This window comes from Kitasatospora sp. NPDC057904, from assembly GCF_042887925.1.
In the GTDB taxonomy this organism is placed as follows: domain Bacteria; phylum Actinomycetota; class Actinomycetes; order Streptomycetales; family Streptomycetaceae; genus Kitasatospora.
In genome coordinates this window covers 80,497-99,032 of record NZ_JBHVOL010000026.1, presented here as the reverse complement: position 1 = coordinate 99,032, position 18,536 = coordinate 80,497, and the positions used below count along the sequence as shown (strand labels likewise).

Sequence of the window (18,536 nt, the reverse complement as noted above, 5' to 3'; positions counted from 1 at the left end):
AAACGCTCGGCTGGAGAACCCCAGCCGAGCGCCTGCGTGATCTACTGACGACCACGTAAGCCATCAGGTGTTGCGAGGACCCCAAGAATCCGCCCCACCGGGCGGGGGCTTTCGCGCGTCCGGGCCGTGCGTTCACGTCCGTTCATCTCCGTACACATACCTGTAAGGACTGCATTGCCGTGTTGGCTGTTATGCTGCCAAGGCGTCCGAGGGAGAAGTCCGGTGTGAATCCGGCGCTGACCCGCAACGGTGAGCACGCCCCCGGGGCCGTGCCAGCCCGATCGCCCCCGGCCGCTGAACTCCCGACAACTCGCCGAGGACTGCGAGGGGATGGCGCCCGGGCCCGCACCCGGCCGGCGCCGGCCCCGGCACACCCACGGCCCGAGGCAAGGCGCCCGAACAGATCGTGAGAAGGCCACCGGACTCCCGCCGCATACCCGCCGTGCCCCTCGCCGCGGGCCTGGCCGCCGCCCTCCTGCTCTCCCTCGTGTGCGGCGTGGCCCTCGGCTCCGCCGGACTCGGCTGGACGCGCGTCCTGCGGCTGCTCGGCGCCGGACTGACGGGCGGTCGGCTGGAGACCGAGGAGGCCGCCGCGTACGCGATCGTCTGGGAGATCCGGCTGCCGCGCACCGTCCTGGCCGCCGTGGTCGGCGCCGGGCTCGCCGCCACCGGGGTCGCCGTGCAGGCCCTCGTGCGCAACGCCCTCGCCGACCCGTTCGTCCTCGGCGTCTCCTCCGGCGCCGCCGTCGGCGCCAACGCCGTCCTGCTGCTCGGCGCCTTCGCCTCGCTCGGCGTGTGGGCGATCTCCGCCTCCGCGTTCGGCTCCGCACTGATCGCCATGGTGCTGGTGTACCTGGCCGCGCGCACCGCCTTCGGACTCACCCCACTGCGCCTCGTGCTCACCGGCACCGCCCTCTCGTACGGCTTCTCCGCGCTGACGGCGCTCATGGTCTTCGCCGCCGCCCGCGGCGAGGCCGCCCGCGACGCCATGATGTGGCTGCTCGGCAGCCTCGGCGGCGCGACCTGGGGCTCGGTGCCGATCGCCGCCGCCACCGTGCTGGCCGGACTCGCCCACCTCGCTTGCACCGCGGGGCGGCTGGACGCGCTGGCCATGGGCGACGAGACCGCCGCCTCGCTCGGCGTCGACCCCGACCGGCTGCGCCGCGAGCTGTTCGTGGTGACCGCCGCCGTCACCGGCACGGTCGTCGCCGTCAGCGGGGCGATCGGCTTCGTCGGGCTGATGGTCCCGCACCTCGCGCGGATGCTGGTCGGCGCCGGGCACCGCCGGGTGCTGCTGGTCGCGCCGCTCGCCGGGGCGCTTCTGCTGGTCTGGGTGGACATCGTCTCGCGCACCCTGCTCGCCCCGGCCGAACTGCCCGTCGGGGTGGTCACCGCGGTGCTCGGGGTGCCCTGTTTCCTGCTGCTGATGCGTCGTCGCGGCCACGCGCTCGGAGGCCGCTGATGGACCTCGCCCTCGACTCCGTCTCGGTGGAGCTGGCCGGCACCCGGCTCGTCCACGACATCGCCCTGAAGGCCTCCGCCGGGCAGGTAGTGGGGCTCGTCGGGCCCAACGGCAGCGGGAAGTCGACGCTGCTGCGCTGCGTCTACCGGGCCCTGCGGCCCGCCGCCGGGGCCGTCCTGGTGGGCGGCGACGACCTGCACGCGCTCGCCCCGCGCGAGGCCGCCCGGCGGGTGGCCGCGCTGCCGCAGGAGCACTCCGCCGAGTTCGACTTCACGGTGGCCGAGGTGGTCGCCATGGGCCGGCTGCCGCACCGGCGGGGCTTCGGCGGACCGTCGGACGGCGACCTCGGGCGCTGCGCGGAGGCGCTGCGCCGGGTCGGCGCCGGGCACCTCGCCGAGCGCGGCTTCCTGGGCCTGTCGGGCGGCGAGAAGCAGCGCGTGCTGATCGCCCGCGCGCTCGTCCAGGAGCCGCGCCTGCTGGTGCTGGACGAGCCCACCAACCACCTCGACATCGGGCACCGGCTGGAGGTCCTGGCGCTCGTCCGCGCGGCCGGGCCGACGGTGCTCACCGCGCTGCACGACCTCAACCTGGCGGCCGGGCACTGCGACCTGCTGTACGTCCTGCGGGCCGGGCGGATCGTCGCCTCCGGGCCGCCCGCAGAGGTGCTCGAACCCGGCTTGCTGGCCGAGGTGTTCGGCGTCCGGGCCACCCCCGTGCGGCACCCGGGGACCGGGGCCGTCCACCTGCTTTTCGACCGGCTCTGACCGGCCGTCACCCCTTTCATCGACCCCGAGGAACCCCCTTGCGCACCAAGGCCGTTGCCGCCACCGTCCTGCTCGCCCTGGGACTCACCGCCTGCGGCGCCGAGATCGCCCCGGGCGGCGGGGCCACCGACGCGTCCGCCCACTACCCGGTGACCGTCGACAACTGCGGCACGAAGCTCACCTTCCCGCAGAAGCCCGCCCGCACGGTCACCTACGACGTCGGCATCACCGAGCTGATGCTCTCCCTCGGCCTCGCCGACCGGATGGCCGGCTACGTGATGCCCGACGACAAGGGCCGGATCGACCAGGTGGCCTGGAAGGACGGCTACCAGCGGACCGCGTGGCTCTCCAAGGCGCAGATCACCAAGGAGATCGTGCTCGATGCCAAGGCCGACCTCGTCCTGGCCGGCTGGCACTACGGCTACGACGAGGGCCGCGGCTTCACCCCGGAGGCGCTCAAGGCCGTCGGCGTCGGCTCGTACGTGCTCACCGAGTCCTGCCGCAGCGGCAAGGGCACCGAGCGTGGTGTGATGTCCCCGCTGGACGCGCTCTACACCGACCTGGCCAACCTCGGCGAGATCTTCGACGTCAAGGACTGGTCCGACAAGCTGATCGCCGACTTCAAGGCGCAGGTCGCCGCCGTCCCGCAGCCCGAGCGCCGGCCGTCCGTCTTCCTGTACGACAGCGGGCAGGACAAGCCGTACACCGCCGGGAAGTTCGCCGCGGCCGACGAGATCATCACGAAGGCCGGCGGGCGCAACGTGATGGGCGACGTCGCCGACTCCTGGATCACCACCGGGTGGGAGAGCGTCGTCCGGCGCGACCCCGAGGTGATCGTCATCAACAACTACGGCGACACCGGCGCGGACGCCAAGCGGGCGTTCCTGAAGTCCTTCCCGCCGCTGGCCGGGGTCTCCGCGATCAGGAACGACCGGATCTTCGTCCTGGACTACGCCGACCTCGTCGAGAGCCCGCGCAACCCGGCCGCGATCACCGCGCTCGCCGCGTACCTGCGCGGCGGGCAGGGCGGCTGACCGGCCCCGCCCCGGCCCCTCCGGCCGGGCGTACGCTCGGAGTACGAACCGACGGACCCCGACCGGAGGAGCGACATCATGACCGCCATGGCGGCGCCGACGGCCTTCGACCCCCGCGCCCTGCGCGAGGGCATCGAACGCAGCGACGCCGGGATCCTGCTCACGCTGTACGCCGAGGACGCGGAACTGCGCGTCGTCGACCACCGGACCCAGCCCAGCCACCCCCTGGTGATGCACGGGCGGGACGAGATCGGGGCCATGCTGAGCGACGTCTACGGGCGCGAGATGACCCACACGCTGGAACAGGTGGTCGTCCAGGGCGACCACGTCGCCTTCATGGAGTCCTGCCGCTACCCCGACGGCGTGCGGGTCCTGATGACCTCCATGGCCGACCTGCGGGACGGACGGATCGTCGACCAGACCTCCGTCCAGGCCTGGGACGAGACCGGTCCCGGCCAGTAGGCTCGGCCGCATGATCCGCACCGCCCTCCCCACCGACGTCCCCGTCATCCGCGCCATGATCCGCGAACTGGCGGAGTACGAGAAGGCCCCGCACGAGGCGGTGGCCACCGACGAACAGCTGCACGACGCGCTGTTCGGCCCCGCACCGGCGCTGTTCGGCCTGATCGCCGAGGACGACGCCACCGGCGAACCGGTGGGCTTCGCGGTCTGGTTCCTCAACTTCTCCACGTGGCGCGGCACCCACGGGATCTACCTGGAGGACCTGTACGTCCGCCCGGAGTCCCGCGGCGGCGGCCACGGCAAGGCGCTGCTGCTGGAGCTGGCCCGGATCGCGGTGGAGCGCGGCTACTCGCGGGTGGAGTGGTCGGTGCTCGACTGGAACGAGCCCTCGATCGACTTCTACAAGGCGCTCGGCGCGGTGGCGATGGACGAGTGGACCGTGTACCGGCTCACCGGCGACGCCCTCACCGCCGCCGGGAGCCGCTGAGAAAGCGCTGAGAATGCGCTGATCAGCTGCCCCGAACCCCTGCCACCCTGCGTCGCGATGCCTTACCATGAGTAACTCTCGCACCGGTATCGCGGCAGACCCCCCGGAGGGGGTACAAACGGGGTGCGAACAGGGGTACCACCAGAGGTACCAAGCAAGCACAGCGCGTCACCCAGGAGGCAAGGGTGTCCCAGATCGACAGCGATCTCGGAGTTCAGGACTTCGTGGAGGTCCGGCTGCCCGCGGCGGGGGCCTACCTCTCCGTGTTGCGCACCGCGACGGCCGGGCTGGCCGCCCGGCTCGACTTCACGCTGGACGAGATCGAGGACCTGCGGATCGCGGTGGACGAGGCCTGCGCCATCCTGCTCCAGCAGGCGGTGCCCGGTTCCGTCCTCTCCTGCGAGTTCCGCCTGGTCGGCGACTCGCTCAAGGTGACCGTCGCCGCACCGACCACCGACGGCAAGGCACCCGAGCGGGACACCTTCGCCTGGACGGTCCTCTCCGCCCTGGCCGGCGAGGTGGACTCCTCGGTGGGCGAGGACAAGACCGTCTCGATCAGCCTGCACAAGAAGCGCGGCGGTTCCGCCGCCCACTAGCCGGCCTCGCCGGCAGCGCCGCCGGCAGCACCGCGCGCAAGGGCCGTCGGCCGGCACCCCTACCCGGGGCCGGCCCGGCGGCGCCCGGTACCGCCCACCACGCGGTACGACCACAGAGACGAATCCGGGGCCGACGGCCCCGGTGCTCCCGGAACGGAACGGGGGAATGGCCGTGAGTGATCTGGACCGTACCGGCCTCGCGACGGCGGGCCCTGCCGTACCGACCCAGGCGAGCGTTCCCGGCCTCGCCGCCAACGACGAAGCGCACCCGAAGGACGCCCACCGGATGAGCCAGCCGACCGAGCCGACGTCTGAGCCGACGCCCGCCTCCCCGACCCCGCCCGAGCCGGCGGACGGGGCCGCGGACCTGCACGGCGCCGTGCCCGCCCAGGGCTCGCACCGCACCGGGGCACCCGACCGGGAGGCCGCCCGGGCGCTGTTCGTGCGGCTGTCCGCGCTGCCCGAGGGCTCCCCGGAGCGCGTCGAGCTGCGCAACCAGCTGGTGCGCATGCACATCCCGCTGGTCGAACACCTGGCCCGGCGCTTCCGCAATCGCGGCGAGCCGCTGGACGACCTGACCCAGGTCGCCACCATCGGGCTGATCAAGTCGGTGGACCGCTTCGACCACGAGCGCGGGGTCGAGTTCTCGACCTACGCGACGCCGACCATCGTCGGCGAGATCAAGCGCCACTTCCGCGACAAGGGCTGGGCGGTCCGGGTACCGCGCCGGCTCCAGGAGCTGCGGCTGTCGCTCACCACGGCGACCAGCGAGCTCTCCCAGCGGCACGGCCGCTCCCCCACGGTGCACGAACTGGCCGAGCACCTGGGCATCTCGGAGGAGGACGTCCTGGAGGGCCTGGAGTCCGCCAACGCGTACTCCACGCTGTCGCTGGACGTCCCGGACAGCGACGACGAGTCGCCGGCCGTGGCGGACACCCTGGGCGCCACCGACGAGGCCCTGGAGGGCGTCGAGTACCGCGAGTCGCTCAAGCCGCTGCTCGCCCAACTGCCGCCCAGGGAACAGAAGATCCTGGTGCTGCGGTTCTTCCGCAACATGACCCAGTCGCAGATCGCCGCCGAGGTGGGGATCTCCCAGATGCACGTGTCCCGGCTGCTGGCCCGCACGCTGGCCCAGCTCCGGGAGAAGCTCCTGGTCGAGGAGTAGAACGGCCGGCCGCTCGGCGAGCGGCCGGCCGTCCGGCGGTCCTGCGCGCTCAGCCCTCGTGCTCGGCGTACAGGACCGCCGTCGTCTTCGGGCTCAGCAGCGCGACGATGCCCGCGAGCCCGAGCAGGCCGACCAGCACGCCGACGCCGATCATCGCGCCGCCGCTCTTCACCATGTAGTAGGCGACCGGCAGGCAGATCGAGTTGGTCAGCACCGCCGGACTGCGGCCCCAGCGGCGCCCCTTGAGCAGGGCCAGGGCCGCCAGCACCGGCAGCACGCCGAGCAGCACGATGACCGCGCCGCCGAACTCGTTCAGGGCGAGCTGCTTGGCCTGGCCGGACAGCGCGGACACCATGTCCGAGACGCCGACGACGGCCAGCGCGGCGCCCTCCAGGGCGGTGATGGCGGCACCGGCGGTCAGGGCGACCGGGCGGGCCCGGCCGGCCGCGGGCGCGGACGCCGGGGGTACGGGGGCGGAGGATTCTGCGGTCACTCCAGCAGGGTAGCCGCCGGTTGGTCCGTACCGACCCGTAGGCTTTCCCCATGCGCGCTCTCCTGGTCGTGAACCAAAAGGCCACCACCACCAGTGGCCGCACCAGGGACGTACTGATCCACGCCCTGCGCAGCGACCTCAAGCTGGAGGTGGCGGAGACCGCCTACCGCGGCCACGCGCGCGACCTGGCCCGCGAGGCCGCGGAGGACGGCACGGTCGACCTGGTGGTGGCACTGGGCGGCGACGGGACCGTCAACGAGGTGGTGAACGGGCTGCTGTCGCACGGCCCGGGCGAGAAGGTCCCGCGACTGGCCGTGGTGCCGGGCGGTTCGACCAACGTGTTCGCCCGCGCGCTGGGCCTGCCCAACGATCCGGTGGAGGCCACCGGGGCGCTGCTGAACGCGCTGGAGCACGGGCGCGAGCGCCCGATCGGCCTGGGCAAGGCGATGACCGGCGGACTGCCGGACCGCTGGTTCACCTTCACCGCCGGCCTCGGTTTCGACGCCGGGGTGGTCGGCCGGGTCGAGGAGCAGCGCAGGGCCGGGCGCAAGTCCACCCACGCCCTCTACATCGGCCAGGCGGTCCGGCACTACATCACCCAGCGTGAGCAGCGCCGTTCCGGCCCGGTGGCCCTTCGCCTGCCGGGCCACGAGGCCGTTCCGGGCCTGGTGCTGGCGATAGTCAGCAACACGTCGCCGTGGACGTTCCTGGGCAACCGCCCGGTCTACCCCTCGCCGCTCGCCTCCTTCGACACGGATCTCGACGTCTTCGGCATCACCCGGATGACCGCGTTCGGTACTGCTCGAACGGTCCGTCAGATCCTGCGGTCGTACGCGCCTTCGAGCGACGGCGCCCCGTCGGCCGGGCCCTCCGGGAAGCACGTCGTCTCCTATCACGACGTCAGACACTTCACCTTGGTTTCAGAGGAACCAGTGCCGTTTCAGGTCGACGGGGACCATCTTGGAGACAGGAGTCGCGTCAGTTTCACAGGCGTACGGCGGGCACTGCGTGTGATTGTGTGACCGGAAGTGGGGTTCGCCCTTCTTCTCGAACGCACAAGCCCCCTTCACTCCATAGAAGTACTGGCTGTGAGCTAGGCGACACCGAAGAATCAAAAATTCCTCCCCGAAGGGGGTTGTATCCGAGCCCGAGGTTTGCGAACCTCTACATGGCGATCGGGACACATCGCAGCGACGGCAACCTCAGCACCTGACGGAGGCCGACCGCGGGGCGTCCCTCGAATCGCCGAATCCCTCCCCAGCACAGACCACCCGGGCCCGGCGGGCCTTTGGTCTCTTTTGCTGTTGCGGGATTCGTGAAAGCGTTCACATTCACAAGCCATCGATTATGCCGATCAGGGCCACCCCCGTCGGCAGGAGGAGTTGGACGACCATGGACTGGCGCCACCGCGCTGTCTGCCGCGAAGAGGACCCGGAGCTGTTCTTCCCGATCGGGAACACCGGTCCTGCTCTGCTGCAGATCGAGGAAGCCAAGGCCGTGTGCCGCCGCTGTCCGGTCATGGAGCAGTGTCTGCAGTGGGCTCTTGAGACCGGCCAGGACGCCGGCGTCTGGGGCGGCATGAGCGAGGACGAGCGTCGCGCGATGAAGCGTCGTGCCGCCCGCAACCGCGCCCGCACCGCCTGATCACACGCCGTAGTACCAGCAGTGACCGCAGTACCGATCAACACATGATCAAAGGCTTCCCTGCAGTTCCTGGTGAAGCCTTCCGCACAAAGGACCTTGCTCGGCAAAGTCCTGCGACACCGGTCCGTCCAGCCACTTGATACTGTTCACTTAGAGCAATATTGTGGAGCTGAGGCGCTCACCGTGTGCAACGCACCGAGCGGTGTCGCATCACCCAGAGCCCCCGTTCCGGCCGACTCCCCCCGACGGCCGGAACGGGTTGAGAGGCCCTGTCGACCCACCCCCCCCGGTCGACAGGGCCTCGTTTCTGTTTCCGCGCCCGGTTGCCGGCTGCCACCGGGGCGCGCGGAGTGCGCACCCGGCGCTTCGGCCGGGCGCACGCCCCGACGCGCACCACAACGCATCGACCCATCGGGTCGGCGGATCGGGTCAGCGCACCGGGATCTCCAGGATCACCTTGGTGCCGCCGTTCGGCCCGGCCACCATGTCGAACGTGCCGCCCAGCTCGCCGGTGGCGAGCGTGCGCACGATCTGCAGGCCGAGGTTGCCCGCCGTCTGGGGGTCGAAGCCCTCGGGCACGCCCCGGCCGTCGTCCTGCACGGTGATCAGCAGGTACTCCTCCGGCCGGGCGCCGCCGTTCCAGCTGTCCGACCAGCCCATGCCGGTGGCCGGAGCCCGGCCGCGCAGCGCGCTGACCTCCAGGTGGCCGGAGGCGCTCGGACCGAAGGCGTGCTCCAGCGCGTTCTGCAGCAGTTCGGTCAGCACCATCGACAGCGGGGTGGCCACCTCGGCGGACAGGATGCCGAAGCTGCCGGTGCGGCGGGTCTCCACCCGGCCGTCCTGGGACAGCTCCATCACCATCGCGAGCACCCGGTCGGCGATCTCGTCGAAGGCCACCTGCTCGTCGAGCGCCTGGGAGAGCGTCTCGTGCACGATCGCGATCGAGCCGACCCGGCGCACCGCCTCGTCCAGCGCGGCCCGGCCGGCCTCCGACTCCATCCGGCGCGACTGCAGCCGCAGCAGGGCCGCGACGGTCTGCAGGTTGTTCTTCACCCGGTGGTGGATCTCCCGGATGGTCGCGTCCTTGGTCATCAGCTCGCGGTCGCGGCGCCGCAGTTCGGTGACGTCCCGGCAGAGCACGAGCGAACCGGTCAGCGTCCCCTTGGGCTTGAGCGGGATCGCCCGCAGGGTCACCACTCCCCCCTGCACCTCGATCTCGGTCTGCCGCGGCGCCCACCCGCTCGCCAGCTTCACCAGCGCCTCGTGCACGGCCGCGCGCGACGGCGGGACGAGGTCGGCGGTGGCGCGGCCGAGGTGGCTGCCGACCAGGTCGGTGGTGAGGCCGAGGCGGTGGTAGGCCGAGAGCGCGTTGGGGCTCGCGTAGGTGACGATGCCGTCCGCGTCGAGGCGGATCAGGCCGTCGCCGACGCGCGGGGCGGCGTCCATGTCGACCTGCTCGACGCCCGGGTACGGGAAGCTGCCGGCGGCGATCATCTGGGCGAGGTCGGAGGCGCTCTGCAGGTAGGTGAGCTCCAGCCGGCTGGGGGTGCGGACGGTCAGCAGGTTGGTGTTGCGGGCGATCACGCCGAGGACCTTGCCCTCGCGCCGCACCGGGATGGACTCGACCCGGACCGGCACCTCCTCGCGCCACTCCGGGTCGCCCTCGCGCACGATCCGGCCCTCGTCGAACGCGGCGTCCAGCAGCGGGCGGCGGCCGCGCGGGACGAGGTGGCCGACCATGTCGTCCTGGTAGGAGGTCGGGCCGGTGTTGGGCCGCATCTGGGCCACCGAGACGTACCGGATGCCGTCCCAGGTGGGGATCCACAGCACGAGGTCGGCGAAGGAGAGGTCCGACAGCAGCTGCCACTCCGAGACCAGGTTGTGGAGCCAGTCCACGTCGGCCCCGGTCAGGGTGGTGTGGCGACGGACGAGTTCGTTCAGCGAGGGCACATGGCGAGGGTATCGCCGCCGGTCGGGCGGGGGCGCGGCGGACCGGGGAGTGGACCGGCCGACCCCGCGCCGACCCCGGGGAGTTGTTTAGACCAATGTGCCGAGCGGCCTGGACAACCGAGATTGGTCTAGTCCACAATGGAAGGGCACCAAGGAGAGGCCCACCGCGCAACTGCCCTGACCGCGCGCGGCCGCTCCTCGGTCGGACGCCACCGAGCGAGGACCCCGCACAGTTCTCGGTCGACTCCGGTGCCCGACGACAGCTCCGGGCTGCGGTGCCGCATGGGTTGAGGGTCCCGTGTCGGCGCCGTGGCCCGTAGTGCTTTCCGGGTGCGGTGCCCCGGGAACCCCGACCATGTCCCGCCGCTCAAAGAACCGGCCCCCCGTCCACAGGCTGTGGACGGGGGGCCGGTTCTGCTGTCGGCGGGCGTCAGTGCGTCTCGGTGACCTTGGCCAGCGCGCGCGGGGCGTCCGGGTCCTGGCCGCGGGCGATGGTGACCTCGTAGGCCAGCAGCTGCAGCGGCAGGATCTCCAGGATCGGCTGCACCTCCTCGGGCACGCCGGCCGGCAGCGCGAAGCCCGCCGAGGCGGCGTCCACCTGCGCCTGCTGGCCGACGACGACCAGGTCCGCGCCGCGGCCGCGCAGGCGGTCCAGCACCGGCTGCAGGGCCTCGCCGCCCTTGCCGTCCGGGACGATCGCGATGACCGGCGAGACGTTGTCCACCATGGCCAGCGGGCCGTGCAGGAGGTCGGCGCCGGAGAACGGGGAGGCCGGGATGTAGGTGGTCTCCATGAGCTTCAGCGCCGCCTCGCGGGCGGTCGGGTAGCCGTAGCCGCGCGAGGTGATGACCAGGCGCTGGGCGAAGCGGTAGCGCTCGGCCAGGGCCTTCACCTCGGCCTGGCGGGCCAGGACGCCGGCGGCCAGCGCCGGCAGCTCCTTGGCGGCCGAGCCGTCGCCCCCGCGCAGGCCCTCGACCAGCAGGTACAGCGCCAGCAGCTCGGCGGTGTAGGTCTTGGTCGCGGGCAGCGCCTTCTCCGGGCCGGCCAGCACGTCGATGTGGAACTCGGAGACCTCGGCCAGCGGCGAGGCGGCGTTGTTGGTGACGGCGAGCGTGATCGCGCCGGCCTCGCGGGCGGCCTTGGTGGAGGCCACCAGGTCCGGCGAGCCGCCGGACTGGCTGACCGTGATCACCAGGCAGTCGGTGAGGTCCGGCGTGGCGCCGTAGGCGGTGGTGGTGGACATCGAGGTCAGGCCGGCCGGCTTGCCGAGCAGGATCTCGATCAGGTACTTGGCGTACAGCGCCGCGTTGTCGGACGTGCCGCGCGCGGTCAGCAGGACGAAGCGCGGGTTGCGGGCGGCGATCTCGGCCGCGACCTCGCGGATCTTCGGGGCGCCCTCGTCGAGGATGCGCTGGAGGACGGCCGGCTGCTCGGCCATCTCCGCCGCCATGATCCGGCCGGGGACGGAAACAGTCTGCGTGTCGGACATCTGGATGTGCCTCCGATGAGTGGTTCGACCCCGCTCGGGCCTGACTGCCCGGCGGGGACCTCTACGGCGGCGAGTCCGCACACTCGCTGCGGTGATTCCTGCCGCAATCCTACGGGGGCGGCGGCCCGCCTGCTCGCCCCGGTCCCGGGCCGGCGGGCGGCCGACGCCTCAGGACGGGTTGTTGATCAGCTGGTCGATCGCCGCGTCGGCGTCCTTGGTGGCCTGGTCCACCGACTTGCCCTTGAGGATCGCGGTCAGCATGTCCGGGATGATCTTCTGCTTCTCGACCGCGCCCCAGCCGGGGGCCAGCGGGGTGAACCAGGCGTCCGGCACCGCGTTGGCCGCGGCGGCGGTGTTGGGCCGGCTCTTGAGCGGGTTCAGCTGGGTGAGGTTGTTCGGCAGGATGTCCTTGTCGGCGAGCGCCTGCTGCGACTTGGTACCGGTGAACATCCGGATCCAGTCGGCGGCCAGCGCGACCTGCGGGGACTTCGCGGTCACGGCGAGGTCCGAGCCGCCGATGAAGGTGGGCAGCGGCTTGCCGTCCGGGCCGGGCATGGTGGCCACCTTGACGGCGTCCTTGAGGGTCGGGTCGCCGGTGCCCGGCGCGATGACGCTGGCCGCCTCGTAGCCGTTGCCGTAGAACGCCGCGGTGCGCCCGCGGGCCATCGACTCGTACTGGTTCTGCTCGTTGGCCGAGAGGTCGCCCTTGTTGTACTTGCGGACCAGGTCGGCGAAGTGGGCGATGCCCTGCTGGGACTTGGCGTCGTGCAGGGTGCCGTGCCAGTTGCCCGAGCTGTCGAACTTGGCGATGCTGCCGCCGGCCGCGGCCACGTAGCTCATCGCCGCGTACCAGTACGGGCCCGGCAGGTAGAGCGGGGAGTAGTTCCGGTCCGCCTTGTTCTTGTCGGCGATCCTGTCGAGCGCGGCCGTCAGGTCGGTCTCGGTCTTCGGGAAGTCGGCGCTGCCGGTGGCCTGCTGGAAGGCGGTCGCGTTGTAGACGGCGACCCGGGCGCCGGCGTAGTAGGGCACGCACCAGAGCTTGTCCTGGTAGGTGCAGGTGTTGGCGAGCGCCTTGATCCAGCTGTCGGAGTTGTCGAAGCTGGTCCGGTCGACCGGGGACAGCGCGCCGGACAGCACGTACTTCATCGTCTCGGTGTTGCCGAGTTCGACCACGTCGGGTGCGGTGCCGTCGGCGATCGCCTTGTCGAGCTTGCCGACCTTGTCCGCCCAGCCCTGGTAGGCGAGCCGCAGGGTGACCTTCGGGTACTTCGCCGCGAAGTCGTCGTTGACCCGCTGCACCAGGTCGGGCCAGTTCTTCTGGGCGTCGTCCATCAGCCAGACGGTGACGGTGCCGGTCGCGTTCTTCGGGTCGGCGGCGGAGCTGCCGGCGTCCCCCGCCGGTCCGCCGGCCGAGGAACAGGCCGTCAGGCCGACCGCCAGGGCCGTGATCCCGAACGTCGACACGAGCTGACGCTTCATTACGCCATCCTCCGAGGGTGCTAGAGCCGTTGGTGCCCGCCGGCAGCGTGATGGCGCCCGCAGCGGAGGGTCCGGGCAGGGGCGTAGAGCTTCGGGGAGGGCCGATACCACGTCCGGCGAGGTCGAATCTCGAACCGGATGGAGTGGACTCTGGCCTAGACCAATGGTGGTGTCAACGGCCAAATGCCTTTCCCGCCACGGCCGTTGCAGAGCTGTTGTACCGCGAAGCATTCCCGTGGCGATCAGTCGCGCCCTCGTCACCCTAAGTAGAACTTAAGCTGGATTTAAGGCTCTCTTGAGGGAACACGGTCATGCGCGCGCCGTCGCCGGTCGGCGCCGGGAAGCCACAGCGCCGGGAGAACACGGTGCCGGGAAGACACGTCGCCGAGAAACGGAGCGGGCCCGCCATGCGGCATGCGCATGACGGGCCCGTCGGCCGACGTCCCCCGGCCCGGCCGGTGACGTCCCCGCGAAGGTTCAGCCGATCGCTCCCGGCTGGCCGGTGAGCACCTCGACGGCGGCCAGCCCGCAGACCCGGGCGGCGCCGTGGGTGGCGATGTGCAGCGCGCCGACCGGCTCGGACTGGGGCAGGCCCATCTCGACCACGGCGGCGTCCGGACGGGCCGCCACGAGGCGGCCGAGCACGGCCGACATCCAGGCGTGCCGGTGCGCGTCGCGCACCACCAGCACCATGCGGCGGCCCTCCGCGCCGGCCACCAGCTCGGCGACCAGCGCGTCCAGCAGCTCCGGAGCGGCCTCGGCCGCCGACACCTCGCGGGTGCGGGTGCCGGGGAAGCGGTCCGCCAGCATGCCGGCCACGCCCCACGGGGTGACGTCGCCGACGGCGATGTTCGGCTCGTCCGAGAACGAGGCGACGAACGGGCGCTCGGTCACCGGCCGTGCCTCGCGGCCCGGCGCCCGCACCACCCGCAGCGCCCGGCGGGCGGCCCGCAGGCCCACCGCCAGGTCCGGCTCCGGCCGCTCGCCCTGGGCCGAGATCCGGCCCCAGCTGCCGAGCGCCCGCACCCGGGCGGCCGCGTCCGCGAGCCGCTCCTCGGCGAGGCGCCCGGCCCGCACGCCCGCCACGATGGCGTCGCGCAGCATCAGCACGGTCTCCTCGTCGGCGAGGCCGCCGCCGACGCAGATCGCGTCCGCGCCGGCCGCCAGGGCCAGCACCGTGCCCTCGCCCATGCCGAAGGTGTCGGCGATGGCGCCCATCTCGATCGCGTCGCTGACGATCAGGCCCTGGTAGCCGAGGCCGCCGTCGGCCGGGGCCGCGCGGAGCAGGTCGCGCAGGACGGTCGGGCTGAGCGTGGCCGGCAGCTTCGGGTCCAGCGCCGGGATCATGATGTGGGCCGTCATGACGGCCTTCGTGCCGGCCGCGATGGCCGCCTGGAACGGGATCAGGTCCCGGGCCCGCAGCACGTCCAGGTCGACGTCGATGACCGGCAGGCCGTGGTGCGAGTCGACGGCGGTGTCGCCGTGGCCGGGGAAGTGCTTGGAGCAGGCGGCCACGCCGGCCGACTGCAGGCCCTCCACCCAGGCGGCGGTGTGCCGGGCGCACAGCTCCGGGTCGGCGCCGAAGGAGCGCACGCCGATGACCGGGTTGCGCGGGTTGGAGTTGACGTCCGCGGTGGGCGCCCAGTTGTAGTTGACGCCGGCCGCGGCCAGCGCCCGGCCGAGCTCCCGGGCGACGTCCCGGGTCAGCGCCGGGTCGTCGATCGCGCCGAGGGCGAGGTTGCCGGGCCAGGACGAGCCGGAGCCCGCCTCCAGCCGGGTGACGTCCCCGCTCTCCTCGTCGATGGCGATCAGGAGGTCGGGGTTCTCCGCCCGCAGCGCCCGGGTGAGGGCGGACAGCTGGTCGAGGTCGACCACGTTGCGGTCGAACAGGGCGACCGAGCCGAGCCCGGCGGCGAGGTGACGGCGCAGCCACTCCGGCGGCTCGGTGCCGACGAAGCCGGGCTGCAGGACGGTCAGCGCGTCGCGGTGCAGCTGGTCGCTGTCGGCGACGGTGGGGACGAGGATGCTCACGGTTTCTCAGCCCTTCACTGCGCCGTCGGTCAGACCGCTGACCGCCTTGCGCTGCAGGAAGACGAACAGGATGAGGATGGGCAGCGCGAAGAGGGTGGACGCGGCCATCGTGGCGCCCCAGTCGGTGCCGGAGTTGGTCTGGAACGAGGAGAGCCACAGCGGCAGGGTCTGCGCCTGGACCTGCTTGCTCAGGATGTTGACCAGCGGGAACTCGTTCCAGGCGGTGATGAAGCCGAACAGCGAGGTCGACATCAGGCCGGGGGCGAGCAGCGGGAAGATCACCTTCACGAAGGCCTGGGTGCGGGTGCAGCCGTCCACCATGGCCGACTCCTCCAGCTCCTTCGGCACGGCGGCGATGAATCCGCGCAGCGTCCAGATCGTGAAGGGCAGGACCATCATCATGTAGAAGGCGGTCAGCGGCACCAGGTTGTTGAGCAGGTCGCTGTCGCGGACGATCAGGTAGGCCGCGATGATCATGACCTCCCAGGGCGCCATCTGCGCGGCCATGACGACCAGCACGAAGCCCTTGCGGCCGCGGAACCTCATCCGCGCGATCGCGAACGCGGCCAGGGTGGCGATCAGCAGCGAGCCGACCACGGCGCCGGCCGTGACGATCAGGCTGTTGGTGACGTACGTCCAGAAGTGGTCGACGTGCACCGCGCGGTCGAAGTGGGCCAGCGTCCCGTCGAGCGGGAGGAAGACCGGGTCCCGGCTGACGATGTCCTTGTCCTGCTTGAAGGACGTCGAGAACATCCAGTAGACGGGGAAAAGGAAGAAGACCAACAGGACCGACGCGACGGCGTTCGGCCAGGTGCGTCCGATGAGCGAGCGCCTCACAGCTCGTCCTCCTGCTTCAGGATGATGCGGAAGTAGTAGGCCATCAGCAGGCTCAGCATCAGGATGGTCAGGACCGCGATCGCGGATCCGACGCCGAAGCGCTGGGCGCCGAAGCCCTCCAGGAAGGCGTGGACCGGCAGGGTCCGGGTGAGTCCGTCCGGGCCGCCCTTGTTGATCAGGTAGACCTGGGTGAAGGACTTGAAGACCCAGATGACCTCGAGGAAGGTCGTGGCCAGGAAGAACGGCTTCAGGATCGGGAAGATCACCGAGCCGAAGACCTTGAAGGAGCCGGCGCCGTCCATCCGGGCGGCCTCGTAGAGCTCCTTGGGGATCGTGGTCAGGCCCGCGTAGGTGTTGAAGGCCACGAACGGGATCGACTGCCAGACGATCAGCAGGATGACCACGAAGAAGGTCGAGTACTCGCCGCTGGTCCAGCTGAAGTCGGCCATCGAGTGCCAGCCGAGCTTGTCCAGGAACCAGTTGACGACGCCGTAGTGCTGGTCGAACAGCCAGGTGTAGACGGTGGTCGCGGCGACGATCGGCATCGCCCAGGCCAGCAGCAGCGCGACGGACAGCGCGAGGCGCATCCGCTTGCCGAGCCGGTCGAGCAGCAGGCCGATCAGCGAGCCGAACACCATGATGAGGACGACGTTGACCGCGGTGAAGACCACCGTGCGCAGCGTGATCGTCCAGAACTCGGAACTGCCGAGCTGCTCGGTGTAGTTGGCGAAGCCGTTCCACTCGGTCAGGTGCTGGATGAACTGCCGCTTGTTGAGGTTCTGGAACGACACCACCGCGATCTTGAGCAGTGGCCATCCCAGCAGGAAGACGGTCGCCGCGATGGCCGGCAGCAGCAGGAGGTACGGCGCGCTCCGGGCACCCAGGCTCGGCCCGTCCGCCGGTCTGCGGCCCTTCTTCGGGGTGCGCTCGGCACCGGAAGTGGCGATCTCGTCTGTCATTGCCACCGCGGTCTTCCCTGGTTCCGGGGACTGTGTCTGCACCCGCTGCGAATGCACAGCCATCGTTCTCTCTTCCTGACAACCCGTCACGACGGACAGGCGCCGCCCACCGGCCCCCCGCCGGGAGCCGGTGAGCGACGCCGCTCGACTGCCTTACTGCTTCTGGTTGAGACGCTTGGCGATCTCGTCGTCGGCCTTCTTGGCGGCGGCGGCGTAGTCGCCGGTGAGCGCCGCGGTCAGGAAGTCCTTGATCGGGTTCGGCTCGTTCTCGACGTTGCTCCAGGTCGGCACGTTCGGGGTGGTCGCACCGTTGGCCGAGGCCGGCAGGGCGGCCTTGGCGAAGTCGCCGACGACCTGGCTGTTGAGCGAGGTCTTGTTCGGGATGAGGCCGGCGCCGGCCATCAGGCCCTCGTTCTTGTCGCTCATGGCGATCTTGAGGAAGCCCTTGGCGAGCTCGGGGTTCTTGGTCTGCTGGGCGATGGCCAGGTTCGAGCCGCCGAGGAAGACGCTGGAGGGCTTGTCCGCGGTCTTGCCGGGCAGCGGGAAGTAGCCGATCTTGTCGGCGGCCAGCTCCTCGGGCTTCGGGATCTCCCAGCCGAGGCCGATGATGGTGCCGATGTTGCCCTTGGCGAAGACGTCCTTCTGCTGCGGGGTGGCCTCGTCCTTGTCCTTCGGGGCGGTGGCCGAGTAGCTCTGCAGCTTCTTGTAGGTCTCGAAGGCCTTCTGCGCCTCGGGGGACGACAGGCCGCCGGCCCACTTGTCGCCGTCCTTCTTGGCGAACTTGCCGCCCTCGCTGGTCAGCAGGCCGAAGTAGGCGTACCACTCCTGGCCGGGCATGTAGAGCGGGTCGGTGACGCCCTGGACGGTCTTGACCTTGTCCAGGTCGGCGTAGAACTCGTCGAGGGTCTTCGGCGCGGTGGTGATGCCGGCCTTGCCCCAGATGTCCTTGTTGTAGGTCACCACGCGGTTGGTGAAGTACCACGGGGCGGCGTACTGCTTGCCGTCCAGGATCGAGGACTCGTTCAGGTTGGCGGCCCAGTCGGCGCCGCCGACGTTGGCCTTGTCCTTGGTGATGTCCAGCAGACCGCCGGTGGCCGCGTAGCCCGCCGTCTGGGTGTTGCCGATCTCCAGGACGTCGACCGAGCCCTCGGAGAGCGCGGCGGTGACCTTCTGGCCGATGCCGTTCCACTTCTGGGTCTGGATGTCGAGCTTGGCGCCCGGGTAGGCGGCGGTGAAGTCGGCCTTGACGCTGTCCTCCCAGCCCTTCGGGGCGGAGCCGTCCATCAGCCACACGGTGAGGGTCTTGCCGTCGAAGTTCTTGGCCGCCGAGGACGAACCGCTCTTGCTGTCGTCACTCTTGCCGTCCGAGCCGCAGGCCGCGAGACCCACGACCATTGCCGCGACGCCGACCGCCGCGATGAGCTGACGCTTCACGCCATCCTCCTGAGGGATGCCTGGATTGCCCCCGTCGGGTGGCAGCGGCTTACCCACGCATAGCGGGAGGAAAGGTGCCGCGGACCCCTTCGAACGGGTGGGGGGATTCGTAGTCACCGGTCTAGTGGTGTAGACCAGATGCCTGGAGCTTGGCCTAGACCAATGGGCCTGTCAACGGCTGTTCGACCGATCAGGACCACCCGTTATCAAGCCGACACCGCACATCGTTCATCGCGTGATGAGGTATTCG

The 18,536-nt window shown here is 71.1% G+C and carries 17 protein-coding genes and 1 riboswitch; of the genes, 9 read left to right on the top strand and 8 right to left on the bottom strand.

The window, feature by feature from the left end:
• Window positions 1–166: 166 nt before the first annotated feature.
• Window positions 167–304: riboswitch (cobalamin riboswitch) on the top strand.
• Between the two features lie 99 nt (window positions 305–403).
• The 7 genes from ACFVSN_RS38760 (at window position 404) to ACFVSN_RS38730 (ending at window position 5,970) form a co-directional block, all read left to right on the top strand.
• Window positions 404–1,462, top strand: coding sequence for a FecCD family ABC transporter permease (locus ACFVSN_RS38760; protein ID WP_387958034.1), 1,059 nt, complete (start codon window positions 404–406; stop codon window positions 1,460–1,462).
• Window positions 1,462–2,226, top strand: coding sequence for an ABC transporter ATP-binding protein (locus ACFVSN_RS38755; RefSeq protein ID WP_387958029.1), 765 nt, complete (start codon window positions 1,462–1,464; stop codon window positions 2,224–2,226). Before ACFVSN_RS38760 ends, ACFVSN_RS38755 begins: the two co-directional genes overlap by 1 nt.
• Before the next feature lie 38 nt (window positions 2,227–2,264).
• Window positions 2,265–3,260 (top strand): ABC transporter substrate-binding protein, encoded by a 996-nt coding sequence (locus ACFVSN_RS38750; RefSeq protein ID WP_387958027.1) that lies wholly within the window; start codon window positions 2,265–2,267, stop codon window positions 3,258–3,260.
• A 78-nt stretch (window positions 3,261–3,338) separates the two neighbouring features.
• Window positions 3,339–3,722: a nuclear transport factor 2 family protein gene (locus tag ACFVSN_RS38745; RefSeq protein WP_380438552.1), complete on the top strand. Its 384-nt coding sequence runs from the start codon at window positions 3,339–3,341 to the stop codon at window positions 3,720–3,722.
• Window positions 3,723–3,732: 10 nt separating this feature from the next.
• The gene (locus ACFVSN_RS38740; RefSeq protein ID WP_380505128.1) at window positions 3,733–4,209 is read left to right on the top strand and encodes a GNAT family N-acetyltransferase; all 477 of its coding nucleotides are present in this window, start codon (window positions 3,733–3,735) and stop codon (window positions 4,207–4,209) included.
• Window positions 4,210–4,394: 185 nt separating this feature from the next.
• Window positions 4,395–4,805: an anti-sigma regulatory factor gene (locus tag ACFVSN_RS38735; protein WP_380438548.1), complete on the top strand. Its 411-nt coding sequence runs from the start codon at window positions 4,395–4,397 to the stop codon at window positions 4,803–4,805.
• A 172-nt stretch (window positions 4,806–4,977) separates the two neighbouring features.
• Window positions 4,978–5,970, top strand: coding sequence for a SigB/SigF/SigG family RNA polymerase sigma factor (locus ACFVSN_RS38730; RefSeq protein ID WP_380438546.1), 993 nt, complete (start codon window positions 4,978–4,980; stop codon window positions 5,968–5,970).
• Between the two features lie 49 nt (window positions 5,971–6,019).
• On the opposite strand, the gene ACFVSN_RS38725 is transcribed toward ACFVSN_RS38730, so the two are convergent.
• Window positions 6,020–6,463 (bottom strand): hypothetical protein, encoded by a 444-nt coding sequence (locus ACFVSN_RS38725; protein ID WP_380438544.1) that lies wholly within the window; start codon window positions 6,461–6,463, stop codon window positions 6,020–6,022.
• A 50-nt stretch (window positions 6,464–6,513) separates the two neighbouring features.
• On the opposite strand from ACFVSN_RS38725, the gene ACFVSN_RS38720 reads away from it, so the two are divergent.
• Together ACFVSN_RS38720 and ACFVSN_RS38715 are read left to right on the top strand one after the other, a co-directional pair.
• Window positions 6,514–7,485 carry a diacylglycerol/lipid kinase family protein gene (locus ACFVSN_RS38720; protein ID WP_380438542.1) on the top strand — a complete coding sequence of 324 codons (972 nt, stop codon included), beginning with the start codon at window positions 6,514–6,516 and terminating at the stop codon, window positions 7,483–7,485.
• A gap of 370 nt (window positions 7,486–7,855) precedes the next feature.
• Window positions 7,856–8,107 (top strand): WhiB family transcriptional regulator, encoded by a 252-nt coding sequence (locus ACFVSN_RS38715; RefSeq protein WP_014138019.1) that lies wholly within the window; start codon window positions 7,856–7,858, stop codon window positions 8,105–8,107.
• Window positions 8,108–8,536: 429 nt separating this feature from the next.
• On the opposite strand, the gene ACFVSN_RS38710 is transcribed toward ACFVSN_RS38715, so the two are convergent.
• The 7 genes from ACFVSN_RS38710 to ACFVSN_RS38680 form a co-directional block, all read right to left on the bottom strand.
• Window positions 8,537–10,057 (bottom strand): sensor histidine kinase, encoded by a 1,521-nt coding sequence (locus tag ACFVSN_RS38710; RefSeq protein WP_380438540.1) that lies wholly within the window; start codon window positions 10,055–10,057, stop codon window positions 8,537–8,539.
• 430 nt (window positions 10,058–10,487) lie between these two features.
• A complete protein-coding gene (locus tag ACFVSN_RS38705) occupies window positions 10,488–11,546 on the bottom strand; it encodes an SIS domain-containing protein (protein ID WP_380438538.1) in 1,059 nt (352 codons plus the stop codon).
• Window positions 11,547–11,714: 168 nt separating this feature from the next.
• Window positions 11,715–13,025, bottom strand: coding sequence for an extracellular solute-binding protein (locus tag ACFVSN_RS38700; RefSeq protein ID WP_380505122.1), 1,311 nt, complete (start codon window positions 13,023–13,025; stop codon window positions 11,715–11,717).
• Window positions 13,026–13,502: 477 nt separating this feature from the next.
• Window positions 13,503–15,056, bottom strand: a complete 1,554-nt coding sequence (locus ACFVSN_RS38695) for a glycoside hydrolase family 3 protein (protein WP_380438534.1) — start codon at window positions 15,054–15,056, stop codon at window positions 13,503–13,505.
• Between the two features lie 6 nt (window positions 15,057–15,062).
• The gene (locus ACFVSN_RS38690; RefSeq protein WP_380438532.1) at window positions 15,063–15,893 is read right to left on the bottom strand and encodes a carbohydrate ABC transporter permease; all 831 of its coding nucleotides are present in this window, start codon (window positions 15,891–15,893) and stop codon (window positions 15,063–15,065) included.
• Window positions 15,890–16,852, bottom strand: a complete 963-nt coding sequence (locus ACFVSN_RS38685; RefSeq protein WP_380438603.1) for a carbohydrate ABC transporter permease — start codon at window positions 16,850–16,852, stop codon at window positions 15,890–15,892. The genes ACFVSN_RS38690 and ACFVSN_RS38685 overlap by 4 nt, the downstream gene beginning before the upstream one ends.
• A 153-nt stretch (window positions 16,853–17,005) precedes the next feature.
• Window positions 17,006–18,286, bottom strand: coding sequence for an extracellular solute-binding protein (locus tag ACFVSN_RS38680; protein WP_380438530.1), 1,281 nt, complete (start codon window positions 18,284–18,286; stop codon window positions 17,006–17,008).
• Window positions 18,287–18,536 lie beyond the last annotated feature (250 nt).